We start from the raw sequence: 11,929 nt of genomic DNA, 5'->3' as shown, positions 1-11,929 counted from the left end.
GCGTAACATAGCGTCGCTTCCTGCGGGAAAGGCGGCGGGGCAGGCCCGCCGGTAGCGAGAATAGTTACGGAGACACTATGCAGCCCGACGTGGCGCCTTCACGGCGCGTCAAAACCATTCAGCGTCAAACCCTCATCCTGTTGGTCATTTGTGTATCGATCAGCACCATCGACCGGGCCGCGCTTGCGGTGGCCAATCCCCTTGTCCGGCATGACCTCGGCCTTTCCGTTTCGGAAATGGGGCTGCTGCTGTCCGCGTTTCTGTGGGCCTACGCCGTCGCCCAGTTGCCCATCGGGCCGCTGATCGACCGGTTCGGTCCGCGCCGTGTGCTCACCGCCGGCATTGCCGTCTGGTCCACGGCACAAATGCTGTGCGGCGCGGCTACGGGCACCCTCGCGTTCGCCGGCTCGCGCGCGCTGCTCGGCGTGGGGGAGGCACCGCAGTTTCCGACCGCCGCGTGCGCGGCGAGAGACTGGTTCGCCGTGCGCGATCGCGGCCGCGCCACCGGCTGGTTCATGTGCGCGAGCTATCTCGGCACCGGCATTGCCGCGCCGCTCATCACGGGGCTCATGCTGACGTTCGGCTGGCGCTGGATGTTCGTCATCATGGGCGTGCTCGGACTGATCGTCGCGCTCGTTTGGGGGCTCAAATACCGCAGCCCGCACGAAGTCGCGCTCGGTGAAGACGAGCGAGCCTATTTCGGCACGCCCGCCCATGGCGGCGCGCGCGCTCAGCAGGTGAGCCTGCGGCAGTGGGCGAGCCTTTTCCGGTCCGGCACCACCTGGGGCATGCTTGCCGGCTACTTCGGCATCATCTACGTGAACTGGCTCTTCAATACGTGGCTGCCCGGCTATCTGCACATGCAGCGGCACATGAGCCTCGTGCAAGTGGGCTGGATGGCGGCCATTCCGTATTCGTGCGCGGTAGTGGGCGCGATCACGGCGGGCTATCTCGTCGACTGGCTTTCGAAGCGCGGCGCGAGCCTGACCACGAGCCGCAAGGCGCCCGCGTGCGTGTTCCTCGTCGTGCAGACGCTGCTCGTCATTTGCGCGGTGTCGAGCACGAGCAACGCGGTCGCGATTGCATGCCTTTCGGGGGCCATGTTCTGCGGAACGGCCGCCACGACGATCGCATGGGCGATGGTCAGCGTGTTTGCGCCCGCGGCCTATACGGGTTCGCTCGGTTCGCTGCAGAATTTCGGCGGCTACCTGGGCGGCGCCTGCGCGCCGATCGTGACGGGTCTCATCGTTCAGAAGACCGGTTCGTTCGATCTTGCGCTTTACATTGGCGCGGGAATGTCGCTGTTGGCGGCACTCGCCTATGTGGCGCTCGTGCGTGGCAAGATCGCTGTTGCGCAGGAGGAGGAGGCACCGGCGCTCGTCGGGTGATCACAAACGAGCAACGGTATGCGCGGCCTGCCGCCTAAATTCATTGCGCATGAAAGCGGGTTTGCAGGCCGGGACTGGAACGTGACACTTTACGAGTGGGCAAGATAGTGACGGACTAAAATGGATTGGCACGCCTAAGCACAAGACGTGCTTCCTGTTTCGCGAGGCCTGCGAGCATACCGGCGAGATGCGATGAGCATATTCAGGTTTCAATCGGCGACGGACTCGGCATTTCTCAAACGATCGCATGCGCCCAGCGCGATTCGCGCATGGCTGGTCGACATGCTTTGCTGGCCAGCCCGATTCGCCGATCCGCAGGTCGAGCGGGAATTCACGGAGGACTACGGCCGGCGTTTTGCCGACTTTCGCCGCGCGGCATTAGTGCTCGGCACGCTGATCTGGGTGTGTTTCGGCTTTTGGGAAATCAGTCTCGCGCAGACCAGCGCGGTGTTCCGGCCGTACTTTCCAGAGGTGTTCGCGTTCCGTTGCGCGGGGGCATTGGGCGCGACCGTCGGCATTGTGCTCGCCTTCAGACTCGAATTTCATCGCGACAAGGTTGCACACTGGATCCTGCTTTCGGGGCTGGCGTTCATGTGCTTCTGCCTGTTGATGCAAACGGTGCTCGCGCCACGTCCGTTCAATTTCACCCATTTCTTCGTCGGCTTTTATCTCATTCTCTTTTATCTGTTCGGCTTTCTTCGCTTGCGGGCCAAGGCGACTTTCATACTCACCGTGTGCGTGATAACCGTGATCGTGGCGGCGCAAGTGCTCACTCAGGCGGTCGAGCCCGATAACTTCGCGGCGGGCATGTTCTACCTGTTGAACGTCGCCCTTTTGGGCCATAGCGTCAACGTGAACGCCGAGCGGCATGTGCGCGACCGCTATGTCGCCGTCCAGGCGCTTGCCCATAGCAACGACGCGTTGCAAAGCGCCAATGCCGAACTCGCGCAAAAGCACCAGGATCTCGAGCGCGCGCGTCGCGACCAGCAAACCAAGTCGGAAGCCCTGATCGCGTTGCGCGAGCAGCAGCGCGAAGCCGCCGAGCAGGCGAGCCGGGCGAAATCGCGCTTCATGGCGGCAGCCGCGCACGACCTGCGCCAGCCCATGCACGCGCTCAACCTTTTTCTTGCCGCGGCTGACGAAGCGCTGGACGCGCGCGATATCGAAGCATCGAGCAAGCTGATCGGCGAGGCGCGCAAGGCTTCCGTGTTGTCGGCGCGTTTGTTCAACGCGGTGCTCGACCTGTCGAAGCTCGAATCGGGCCATGTCGACCCGGTCTATACGAGCGTCGACTTAAGCCGCGTAATCGCGGAGACGGTTGAGCAACTCGCGTCGTTCGCGGCGAGCCGCGGCGTGACGCTGCGCTATGCAAGGGCGCTGCAAAAACCGGCATGGGTGCGTACCGACCCCGACTGGATTCCCCGCGTGTTGAGCAATCTCATTGCGAACGGCATCAAATACTCGGATCCATCGAAAGCGGGGCGCTCCACGGTGCTAGTGGGATTGGTACGTATGCCTAATTATGTTCGCCTCGACGTGCTCGACAACGGCATTGGCATTGCGCCGGAGCATTGGGACACGATCTTCCAGCCGTTCGTGCAACTCGGCAATCCGGAGCGGGACCGCGAGAAAGGACTTGGACTCGGCTTGTCGATCGTGAATGCGGTGGTGTCCCTGCTCGAGGGGCACCGTCTCGAACTGAAATCGATCGAGGGACACGGATCGCGCTTCTCGGTGCGCTTGCCGGTGGCGGATCAATTTGCGCTCCAGGATGCCACGCTGCCGCCGGCCGATACGGTAGCGTCGCAGTCACCGTCGTCGCTGCGCGGTCTCTATGTGTTGCTGGTGGAAGACGACAGCCTCGTGCGCGCGTCCATGGAAGCGCTATTTGCGCGGTGGGGGGTGCTGTCCGATTCGGTGCGCTCCGCCGCCGAACTCAGCGAACTGCTGCAGTCGATCGAACGCGTGCCGGACCTGGTGATCAGCGACTACCGGTTGCCGGAGATGTCGACCGCACACGACGTCATTCGTCTGCTTGGCGAGCACGTTGCGCGGCCCGTGCCGTGCCTCGTGGTGACGGGCGAAGCCGTGGCCAGCACGCAGGGCGTATTGCCGGAGCGCTGCGTGCTCAGCAAGCCGTTGTCTCCCGACCTGCTGATTGCGCGCATGCTCGAATTGACGGAGGCGTCGGCCCGGGCGAGTTAGACCGCCGGGGCATGCGCCACGGTGGGAATCTCAATGCCCCGGCGCGCCATTTCGACGATCAGGAACGTACGCCGCGATACGTTGAAGCGGCTCAGCAGATCGCTGATGTATTCCTTTGCGGTGTTCTCCGAGATATTCATCTTGCGCGCGATGGCCTTGTTCGACATGCCCTGCAAAAGAAAACCCAAGGTTTGCGCGAGGCGCGGCGGCAGGTTCAGCGAGTCGATCGGCACGCCCTTGCTCGGGCCCGGGGACTGCGGGGTATGCCCGCCTTTGCCGAGCACGCTGTTGGGCAGATAAACGCGTCCGTTCAGGATCGTCTGCAGGGCCTCCCGGAACACCGCGCCGCCTTCCTCGCTGGCCTTCGAAATGAAGCCGCCAGCGCCATTCTTGATGCAGTCCAGCACGGTTTCGCGGTCGTCCTGCGCGGACAGCATCACTACATGGGCAGCCCGCTCGTTGTCCTGCAGCCAGCGCAGCAGGTCGAGCCCGGTGTGATTGTTCCCGATCTGGTAGTCGAGAAAAACGAGGTCGTAAGCCTTGTTCTGGAGCCGCTCGACGGCGGCGTCGTACGAGCCCGCCTCGTCGATATCGAGCGTCGGCTCCGAAGTCAGAATCAGGCTCTTCATCGCGATACGCGTCAGGCCTTCGTCTTCTACGAGCAGTACGTGGCGGAAATACAGGTTGTCCATCGGGCGCCTCTCTAGTCGCGACCACTGTACCCGTAATTCATCTGGTTGCGATCCCCCCATAGCGGGGGACGCTTCCGGGGCCACCTTCTGGAGGCGTATTTCCCCCGCTATGGCCGGTTTTTCCAGCGTCCCGAAACGAGCACGATGGCGTCAATGCAGTTCGGACGTGCAGTTCAGACGACTAGGGACACCACCATGCATACGCCGCATGCCGACTTCAAAAGCCTGCTGAATATTTTCCGCTTCGCGTCGGACGACGAAACCCGTGCGCGCCAGTGCAAGCCGGAGCCGGAGGCGGAACCGGCAACGCAGCCTGACGCCACGATCCTGGCGGAGCTTCTGCGGGCAAGGGCGCTGATGGTGCGCATCGAGTCGAGCGGCGTGAAATTCCCGGACCAGATCTACGACGTATTCGTGCAGGCCTTGAGCGCCTACGACCAGAAGTGCTGGACGGAGCAGATCGACCGGAGCTTCTGCATCACGCTGAGTCTGCTGGAGTCGATTGCGCGGCACCGGCGCGGGGCCGCAGCGAAGCGCGCCGTGTGCACGGATGTGACCCTGGTGAATCACGACAACCGTGGCCAGACCGTCATCATCAGCGAGCGGCGCGACGGGCTCAATGGGCTCGATGGTAATTGGTGAACGATCAACGCATGGGCCGACTGAACCGCCTGGCTGACGAGGAGATCGTGCGATGCAAGACCATTCCATCGAGTACGACGCCTTTGATGAAAGGCGCCTGCAATCCCTGCTCGCGCAGGAACGCGAAAGCCAGGTGGGAGGCCGGCGGGCAGGGCGCGACAAAGCGATTGAAACAAAGACAGAGACAGAGACAGAGACAGAGACAGAGACAGAGACAGAGACAGAGACAGAGCGGCGGCCTCACAGTCCCTACACTGTCCACACTCTCGACACCGCGATTGCTCACCTCGAAAGCGCCATTGGCGCAGATAAAGCGATGGAGATTTTCGGTGCGGGCTATTGGCACGCTCGTGTGCTCGAACTCCGGTCCACACCGGGCATTCTGTACGTTCAGGAGCGTCGGCTGAAGTGTTTGCTGGATCGGTTCGCGGTCATGTCCGGGGGGCAGGCAATGGGCTGAATAATGTTGGAATCAGAAAAACGGGGGCATAGCAAAGCAATACGGGAAGCGTGAGAGACCACCAAAAAAATCAGCGAAAAGAACCATTCATTCGCACGAGCGGGAACGCGATGCTGGCATCGGACACAGCAACGCTCGGGGTTCCGTTGTCCGTCGTTCAGGCAAGGAGATTGCAAGAACAACCGCCGCCCTTGAAGACCCAGCAATAACTACAGGGTTGTTGGCGTTCGCCGTGCGGCACGCGTATCGCGCCGCACGGCATTTATTTTTTTCGAGCGTGACGCCTGAATCTCATCGGCGTCGCAGAAGCTCATTGTGTTCGAACAGCTCGACGAGCCAGTCGATAAATACGCGGACTTTCGCGCTCAGATAGCGGTTGGGCGGATAGATCACGTGCACGGGGTAGGTGGGCTGCGACCAGTCCTCGAGCAGCGGCACGAGCTTTCCCGCGGCAATGGCGTCGTGCACCGAATAGGCGGGTGCCTGGATAATGCCGAGGCTCGCGAGGCCGGCTGCCAGATAAGTATTCGTATCGTTGACGATGAGCCGGTGAGTGAGCGGCAGCCCCTCTTTTCGATCGTCGTACAAAAACGGAAACGACGCGGGATAGCCGCTGCCCGACGGGATCATGCCGATTGTCGGAAAGTTGCTCAACTGGTCCGGCGAGGTGGGCGTGCCGTGCGCGTCGAGCAGCGCCGGCGTCGCGCATGTGGTGAAGCCGAACGCACCGATCTGCCGTGCGACGAGAAACGGTTCGTCGACCTTGCCGGCGCGGATCGCGCAGTGGAAGCCCTCGGCAATCAGGTCGGCGCGCTCATTGCCCACCTCCAGTTCGATCTGGACGTCCGGATAGGTGCGGTAGAAGTCATCGAGCGCCGGCGCGAGCACCAGTGTGCCGATCGCCGTCGCCGCGTCGACACGGATCTTGCCCGAGGGCTTGGTCCGCGCATGGGTCGTCGACGATTCGATGTCCGCGAGGTCGGCGAGCAAACGCACGACACGGTCGTAGTAGAGCGCGCCTTCCGGCGTGACCGTCACCGAGCGCGTGGTGCGATGCAGCAGGCGCACCTTCAGGTCTTCTTCGAGCTTCTGGATGAGCCGCGTCAACGACGCGTTCGGCATGTCGAGCGTCTCGGCCGCTTTCGTGAACGTACCGGCCTCGACCACGCGCACGAACGCGTTCATCGCTGCGATGCGGTCCATGAGGCGTCTCCGTTCGAAGGGACGCCGTCATTAGACCGCACAATCGCGACACCTGCTTTCAGATGCCCTTGAAGTCCATCGCCGGGCGTGGGCGGCCCGCCTTCAGCGCGTCGACGGCGGAGCGCAGCCCGCGTTGCACGTCGTCGGTTTCGAACAGCGGCATCGCAATGTCGAGCATCGCTTCGTCCGCCGCCGCGACGCCGCCAACGGCCCATGCGCGCAGCAGCGCCTTGTGCGCGGCATAGGCACGCGTGGGGCCGCTCGCGAGCTGGCGCGCGAACTGGGTCGCTTCATCCAGCAGCGCTGCGTCGGCCACCACGCGATTCACGATGCCGAATCGCTCCATCGTGGCGGCAGGCACTTTCTCCGACGTGAGCGCCCATTCGGAAGCGCGCGAGCGTCCCGCGCGTTCGGCGACGCGGTAGATGCCGCCGAGCACGGTGACGATACCCAGTGTTTGCTCGGGATGGCCAAAGGTCGCCGATTCGGCGGCAAAGATCACATCCGCCCGCAGCGCGAGTTCGAAGCCGCCGCCGAAGCACAGACCCTGCACCGCGGCGACCACCGGCAGCGGCAGGTGCTCGAAGCGATTGAACACGGACAGGTAACGCCCGAAACGCGCGCGCAGTTCGCGCACACTCGCATCGGGCCAGGTCATGATGTCGCCGCCGAACGAGAAGTTTTCGCCAACGCTGCGCACGAGCACGGCGCGAGCTTCGCTGCTCTCGATTGCGGTGACGGCCGCATCGAGTTCGTCGATCATCAGGTCGTCGATGCGATTTTGCGGAGGGCGGTCGATGACGATCGTCGCGAGCGCGCCGTCGAAGCTGACAGTCAGGTGAGCCATGAGGTGATCCTTGAAACGTGAGTGCGGAGATTAGCCGAGGTGCTGCTTGAACCACTCGAGCGCGGCGCTGCTGGAAATCTGAAACTGCGACAAATACGGATCGAAGTGCCCGCCTTCGATCGTCACGAGCCGCTTGGGCTCAAGCGCGCGTTCGTAGGCAGTCAATTCGAGGTCCGTCAACGTGATCGCGTCGCGCGTGGCGACCACCATCAGCAACGGAGTCGGCGATACACGCGCAATCCACTGGCCCGGCTCATACATGCGCGCCGCGCGCGTCGAGCGCACCGTCACGTTGTTTTCCCAGACGCCTTCCGGCAGCGACTGCAGATAGAAGTCGATCGCGTCTTTTGCACGATACGACGCGGCGACCGCGGGATCGGCACTGACGATTGCCTGGCGACGCGGCGCCTCGCCGCGCAGTTGCGCGCGGTCGTCGTCGGCGAAGGCTTCTTCGATGGCCGCGACGTTCTCCGGCGCAATGCGGCGCAGCCCCTGTTCGTAGCCGCTGATCGTCGGCACCTGGGCGACGACGCAGCGCAGGCGCCGCTCGGTTGCGCCCAGCACGATGGCGTGGCCGCCCGCATAGCTCGTCCCCCAGAGGCCGATGCGCGCCGGATCGACGACGTCGAGGCTTTCGAGGTAGCTGATCGCGCGCCGCCAGTCCGCGATCTGACGCCACGGGTCGATGTCGTGGCGCGGCGTACCCTCGCTTGCGCCGAAGCCGCGGTGGTCGTGCAGCAGCACGACGAAGCCCGCTTCGGCGAAGGCGCGCGCGAACGGCTCGAGACCGTGCTGCTTCACGCCGGCGTAGCCGTGCGCCATCGTGATGGCGGGGCGCCTTCCTTCGCCGGGCGGCGTGAAGAGCCAGCCGCGCAGCTTGACGCCGCCGTCCACTTCGAATTCAACATCGCTACGTTGCACCATTTCACACTCCTGGAATCGGGATGATTGCGCGTGGATACCACTCACGCGCCGGGATAAAAGAGGCTCGCGTCCACCTTGCCTTGCAGGCGGCGGCCGAGTTCGGCGGAGAATTTCAGCGCGCCGCCGAGCGGCCGATGATGGATCGCCACGTGGACGATCTTGCCCGCCGCGTTCTTCGTGAGCACCGTGACGCCGCGCATGCGCTCGCCGCCGAACGCCTGGACTTCCCACTCGAGGTATTCGCGCAGCCCGCTGTGTGCCTCATGCGTGAACGAGAGCGCCTCGTAGATCTTGCTCGCGGTGGTCATCACGGTCTTGACCTGTTCGATGCCGACAGCCGGCTTCGCGAGCACGCTCGCTTCGAGCACGACGTTCGATGCGAATGCGTCCGCAAAGGCATCCGCGGACTTCTGCTCGAAGGCCCGGGTCCATCCTTGTGGGGCGACAGGGGTGTCCTGCGAGTGCGCGGCATTGGGCGCGTGTTCGATATCGGCGAGAAACGACTCGACGACATGTGCAACGGCAGCCGGCTGCTCGACGTGCGGCCAGTGGCCAGCGTGCTCGATAGACGCGATGGAAGGCGCCTTGAAGCGCGGCATCACGCCCGAGGAAAGCATGGCGAAGTCGACGAAGCTGTCGCCGTCGCCGCGGATAATGAGGACCGGGCCGCGATACCGGGAGGGTTCTGCGCCGGATGCATGCCCCGCGTTCCAGAGGTCGGCAAAGACGCCGACCGCCCGGGCGGCCACGCGGTCGCCGAGCTGGCCGAGGCGTTCGAGCCGCGCGTCATCGAGGCTTACCGAGACATTGCGGCGTAGCTCGCGTTGCGCCGCCGGATTGCCGCCGATTGCATGGAACGCACTGACGGCTTCCTTGGGCAGTCTCGCGCCGCCCAGCGGCACCGGCGTCAACAGCACGAGGCCGTGGACCTGGTGATCCAGCCGTTGTGCGACGAGTTCGGCAATCTGCGCTCCCATGCTATGGCCGACGAGCACGACCGGTCGCGACAGCGTGCGAACCTGCGTTGTGATGTCTGCTGCGAAGCGGTCGAGGCTGAACGGGCCGGGGTCGTCGGCGCGCGCGCCCATGCCGGGCAGATCGATGCACAGCGCGCCGGCCGCGCGCTGGCCGAGGTGCCGCGTGACGTCTTCCCAGATCTGGGCGCCGTCGAGGAACCCGTGGATGAATACGAGCGCGGGCTGGGTCGAATGAATCGGATGCATGTTCGTTTCTCTCGCTGGCGGTTCGAAGATCAGCGTGTCGCGCCGGATGCGGACCAGTTCGCGGCATCGACAGGCGAGTAGTTGTCGTCAAAGTCGTCGAGCCGGCCAATGCGCTTGTTCTGCAGGCGCGCGAGCACCTCCGGGGCGAGCGGCGTCGTGAACGCGCTCTGTACCACCGTATATTCGGCCGCCAGGCGGCCAACGGCCTGCAGGGCGCCGGTGTCGATCCGGCCACGTTCGAGGTAAAGGTCATCGCGGATCTGGAAACGGAGCACTTCACCGAATATCACGTGGTCGTAATCGCTGATCGGGATGATCCGGTCGAGCTTGCATTCGAGCGCGATCGGCGCGGCCTTCACGCGGGGCGGGCGCACCGTCAGCGAATCGGCCTTCTCGAGTCCGAGTGCGTCGAATTCATCGATATCGGAAGGAAATTCGTATGCACTACGATGCATTGCATCCGCAAGCTCGAGATTGGCGATATTGACGACGAACTCGCCGGTGTCGCGGATATTGACGAAGGTGTCCTTCAACGTCACGCCGTCGGAGCGGGGCTGCATCGAAATGGAAATCATCGGCGGCTTGCGGCCCACGGCGGTGAAGAACGAAATGGGCGCGAGGTTGGCGACGCCGTCCGTGGAGAGTGTGCTGACCCAGGCGATGGCGCGCGGCAGGATCGAGCCGATCAGCAGCTTGTAGTTCGCAGCGGCGTCCTGAGTGGTGGGGTCAATGATCATGAAGAGTGTCCTTGAAACGGTGTCAGGTGCGCGGCGTTATGCGGGGCGGCGTGCGACGATCAGTTTGGCCGTCATGTTCTGCACGACCTGGTCTTGCTGATTGAGTGTTCTGGAGCGCAGCACGAGGGTGCCGATTTCGCTGCGCGAGCGCGAAGGAATCAGCTCCATCACTTCGCTTTCGACATGCAGCACGTCGCCCGCGCGCGTCGGCAGCTTCCACTCGATCTCGCAGCCGGCGCCGAGCACACCGTTGGCCAGCTTCGGACCGTCGTCGACGAGCAGACGCATCGTCATCGCCGCCGTATGCCAGCCGCTCGCGGCGAGTGAGCCGAACATCGTGTTGCGGGCCGCTTCATCGTCGAGATGGAACGGCTGCGGATCGAACTCCGCGGCGAAGCGTTTGATGTCGGCTGAACCGACTTCATGCGTGCCCGTGGTGAAGGTGTCGCCGACCTTGAGGTCGTCGAAGTAGAGCGTTTCCTGACTCATGAACGTGTCCTTTTCAGGGAGCGGGCGGCAAGCTGGCCGGTCGTGCCGGCTTGCTTGCCCGCGGAACCTGAAGCTACTGTAGGCAACGTCCGGAGAGGGAGAAAGAGGGGTGCGCTGAAAGCGGCATTCCAATCCGCTCAATAATCGGCTCGAATGCCGCCTGGCGGGCTGTCAGGCCTGGTCGAGCCACGCGACGATGTTGCGTACGGTATCGCCGTAGAAGGTCTGGTACATCTCGCGCGTCACGTAGCCGATATGCGGCGTGACGAGCACGTTCTCCGTTCTGCGCAACGGGTCGTCTGGGGCCAGCGGTTCGGTGTCGTACACATCGAGGGCCGCGCCCGCGATCTTTGCGCTTTTCACCGCCGCGAGCAGCGCTGCGATATCGACGATCGGGCCGCGCGACGTATTGACGATGTGGCTCGCGGGCTTCATTTTCGCGAGTTCCGCCGCGCCGACCAGGCCCCGCGTGCGCTCGCTCAGGCGAACGTGGATCGAGAGAAAGTCGGAGGTCGAGAACAGCGTCTCCTTGTCGACCAACTGGACGCCTTTGGACTCCGCACGCTCGGCCGTCAGGTTCTGGCTCCAGGCAATGACGTTCATCCTGAACGCCTGGCCGATCACCCCGACCGCTGAACCGACACGGCCCAGCCCGAGCAGGCCAAGGGTCTTGCCCGATAGTTCCGTGCCGAGCATGGTCTGCCAGCCGCCCTCGCGCACGGACCGGTTCTCGACGGTCAGATTGCGGGCCATGGCCAGAATCAAGGCCCACGTGAATTCGATCGTGTGGGTGGACCAATAGCCGGTGCCGGCAACCTGGATGCCGTGATCCGCCGCCGCGTCCATGTCGATCGAGGCGTTGGCCGGGCCCGTCGAGGCAATCAGCTTGAGATTGGGCAGGCGCTCGATAATCTCGCGCGTGAGCGGCGTGCGCTCGCGCATCACGCATAGCACGTCGAACGGTGTAAAGCGCTCGATGACCTGCCCGGTTTGCGCGACATGGTCGTTGAAAACGGTGATCTCCGCGCGGCCTTTCAACGGCGACCAGTCCGCCATGTCGAGCGCGATGTTCTGATAGTCGTCGAGAATGGCGATACGGGCAGGCGATGGACTGGACAT

The 11,929-nt window shown here is 63.8% G+C and carries 12 protein-coding genes; 4 read left to right on the top strand and 8 right to left on the bottom strand.

Going from position 1 to position 11,929, the window contains the following annotated elements; all coding sequences use genetic code 11:
* The first annotated feature begins 77 nt into the window (after window positions 1-77).
* Window positions 78-1,388: an MFS transporter gene (locus U5A52_RS19755; protein WP_321935908.1), complete on the top strand. Its 1,311-nt coding sequence runs from the start codon at window positions 78-80 to the stop codon at window positions 1,386-1,388.
* 192 nt (window positions 1,389-1,580) lie between these two features.
* On the top strand, window positions 1,581-3,593 hold the full coding sequence (locus U5A52_RS19750) for a hybrid sensor histidine kinase/response regulator (protein ID WP_321935907.1): 2,013 nt from the start codon (window positions 1,581-1,583) through the stop codon (window positions 3,591-3,593).
* On the opposite strand, the gene U5A52_RS19745 is transcribed toward U5A52_RS19750, so the two are convergent.
* Window positions 3,590-4,285 (bottom strand): response regulator transcription factor, encoded by a 696-nt coding sequence (locus tag U5A52_RS19745; protein ID WP_321911062.1) that lies wholly within the window; start codon window positions 4,283-4,285, stop codon window positions 3,590-3,592. The genes U5A52_RS19750 and U5A52_RS19745 overlap by 4 nt on opposite strands.
* Window positions 4,286-4,480: 195 nt before the next feature.
* On the opposite strand from U5A52_RS19745, the gene U5A52_RS19740 reads away from it, so the two are divergent.
* Window positions 4,481-4,927: a hypothetical protein gene (locus U5A52_RS19740; protein ID WP_321935905.1), complete on the top strand. Its 447-nt coding sequence runs from the start codon at window positions 4,481-4,483 to the stop codon at window positions 4,925-4,927.
* 52 nt (window positions 4,928-4,979) lie between these two features.
* The gene (locus tag U5A52_RS19735) at window positions 4,980-5,387 is read left to right on the top strand and encodes a hypothetical protein (protein ID WP_321935904.1); all 408 of its coding nucleotides are present in this window, start codon (window positions 4,980-4,982) and stop codon (window positions 5,385-5,387) included.
* A 291-nt stretch (window positions 5,388-5,678) separates the two neighbouring features.
* Here U5A52_RS19735 and U5A52_RS19730 read toward each other — a convergent pair whose 3' ends face one another.
* From U5A52_RS19730 to U5A52_RS19700, 7 genes are all read right to left on the bottom strand, one after another.
* Window positions 5,679-6,590, bottom strand: a complete 912-nt coding sequence (locus tag U5A52_RS19730) for a LysR family transcriptional regulator (RefSeq protein WP_321935903.1) — start codon at window positions 6,588-6,590, stop codon at window positions 5,679-5,681.
* Between the two features lie 58 nt (window positions 6,591-6,648).
* Window positions 6,649-7,437, bottom strand: coding sequence for an enoyl-CoA hydratase/isomerase family protein (locus U5A52_RS19725; protein ID WP_321935902.1), 789 nt, complete (start codon window positions 7,435-7,437; stop codon window positions 6,649-6,651).
* A 30-nt stretch (window positions 7,438-7,467) separates the two neighbouring features.
* A complete protein-coding gene (locus tag U5A52_RS19720) occupies window positions 7,468-8,361 on the bottom strand; it encodes an alpha/beta hydrolase (protein WP_321911052.1) in 894 nt (297 codons plus the stop codon).
* 41 nt (window positions 8,362-8,402) lie between these two features.
* Entirely contained in the window at window positions 8,403-9,584 is a 1,182-nt protein-coding gene (locus U5A52_RS19715) for an alpha/beta hydrolase (protein ID WP_321935900.1), read from the bottom strand.
* Window positions 9,585-9,613: 29 nt separating this feature from the next.
* Window positions 9,614-10,321 (bottom strand): flavin reductase family protein, encoded by a 708-nt coding sequence (locus U5A52_RS19710; protein WP_321935898.1) that lies wholly within the window; start codon window positions 10,319-10,321, stop codon window positions 9,614-9,616.
* Window positions 10,322-10,357: 36 nt separating this feature from the next.
* A complete protein-coding gene (locus U5A52_RS19705; RefSeq protein ID WP_321911046.1) occupies window positions 10,358-10,810 on the bottom strand; it encodes a MaoC family dehydratase in 453 nt (150 codons plus the stop codon).
* Between the two features lie 171 nt (window positions 10,811-10,981).
* On the bottom strand, window positions 10,982-11,929 hold the full coding sequence (locus U5A52_RS19700) for a D-2-hydroxyacid dehydrogenase family protein (RefSeq protein ID WP_321935897.1): 948 nt from the start codon (window positions 11,927-11,929) through the stop codon (window positions 10,982-10,984).

The organism is Paraburkholderia sp. J8-2, assembly GCF_905220195.1.
In the GTDB taxonomy this organism is placed as follows: domain Bacteria; phylum Pseudomonadota; class Gammaproteobacteria; order Burkholderiales; family Burkholderiaceae; genus Paraburkholderia.
This window is presented reverse-complemented; position numbering and strand designations above follow the sequence as displayed.

Excerpts from the sequence above, each read along its gene's own strand:
- U5A52_RS19700 (WP_321935897.1), bottom strand. The coding sequence starts at position 11,929 with ATGTCCAGTCCATCGCCTGCCCGTATCGCCATTCTCGACGACTATCAG.
- U5A52_RS19755 (WP_321935908.1), top strand. The coding sequence starts at position 78 with ATGCAGCCCGACGTGGCGCCTTCACGGCGCGTCAAAACCATTCAGCGT.
- U5A52_RS19725 (WP_321935902.1), bottom strand. The coding sequence starts at position 7,437 with ATGGCTCACCTGACTGTCAGCTTCGACGGCGCGCTCGCGACGATCGTC.
- U5A52_RS19745 (WP_321911062.1), bottom strand. The coding sequence starts at position 4,285 with ATGGACAACCTGTATTTCCGCCACGTACTGCTCGTAGAAGACGAAGGC.
- U5A52_RS19710 (WP_321935898.1), bottom strand. The coding sequence starts at position 10,321 with ATGATCATTGACCCCACCACTCAGGACGCCGCTGCGAACTACAAGCTG.
- U5A52_RS19720 (WP_321911052.1), bottom strand. The coding sequence starts at position 8,361 with ATGGTGCAACGTAGCGATGTTGAATTCGAAGTGGACGGCGGCGTCAAG.
- U5A52_RS19715 (WP_321935900.1), bottom strand. The coding sequence starts at position 9,584 with ATGCATCCGATTCATTCGACCCAGCCCGCGCTCGTATTCATCCACGGG.
- U5A52_RS19750 (WP_321935907.1), top strand. The coding sequence starts at position 1,581 with ATGAGCATATTCAGGTTTCAATCGGCGACGGACTCGGCATTTCTCAAA.
- U5A52_RS19740 (WP_321935905.1), top strand. The coding sequence starts at position 4,481 with ATGCATACGCCGCATGCCGACTTCAAAAGCCTGCTGAATATTTTCCGC.
- U5A52_RS19735 (WP_321935904.1), top strand. The coding sequence starts at position 4,980 with ATGCAAGACCATTCCATCGAGTACGACGCCTTTGATGAAAGGCGCCTG.
- U5A52_RS19705 (WP_321911046.1), bottom strand. The coding sequence starts at position 10,810 with ATGAGTCAGGAAACGCTCTACTTCGACGACCTCAAGGTCGGCGACACC.
- U5A52_RS19730 (WP_321935903.1), bottom strand. The coding sequence starts at position 6,590 with ATGGACCGCATCGCAGCGATGAACGCGTTCGTGCGCGTGGTCGAGGCC.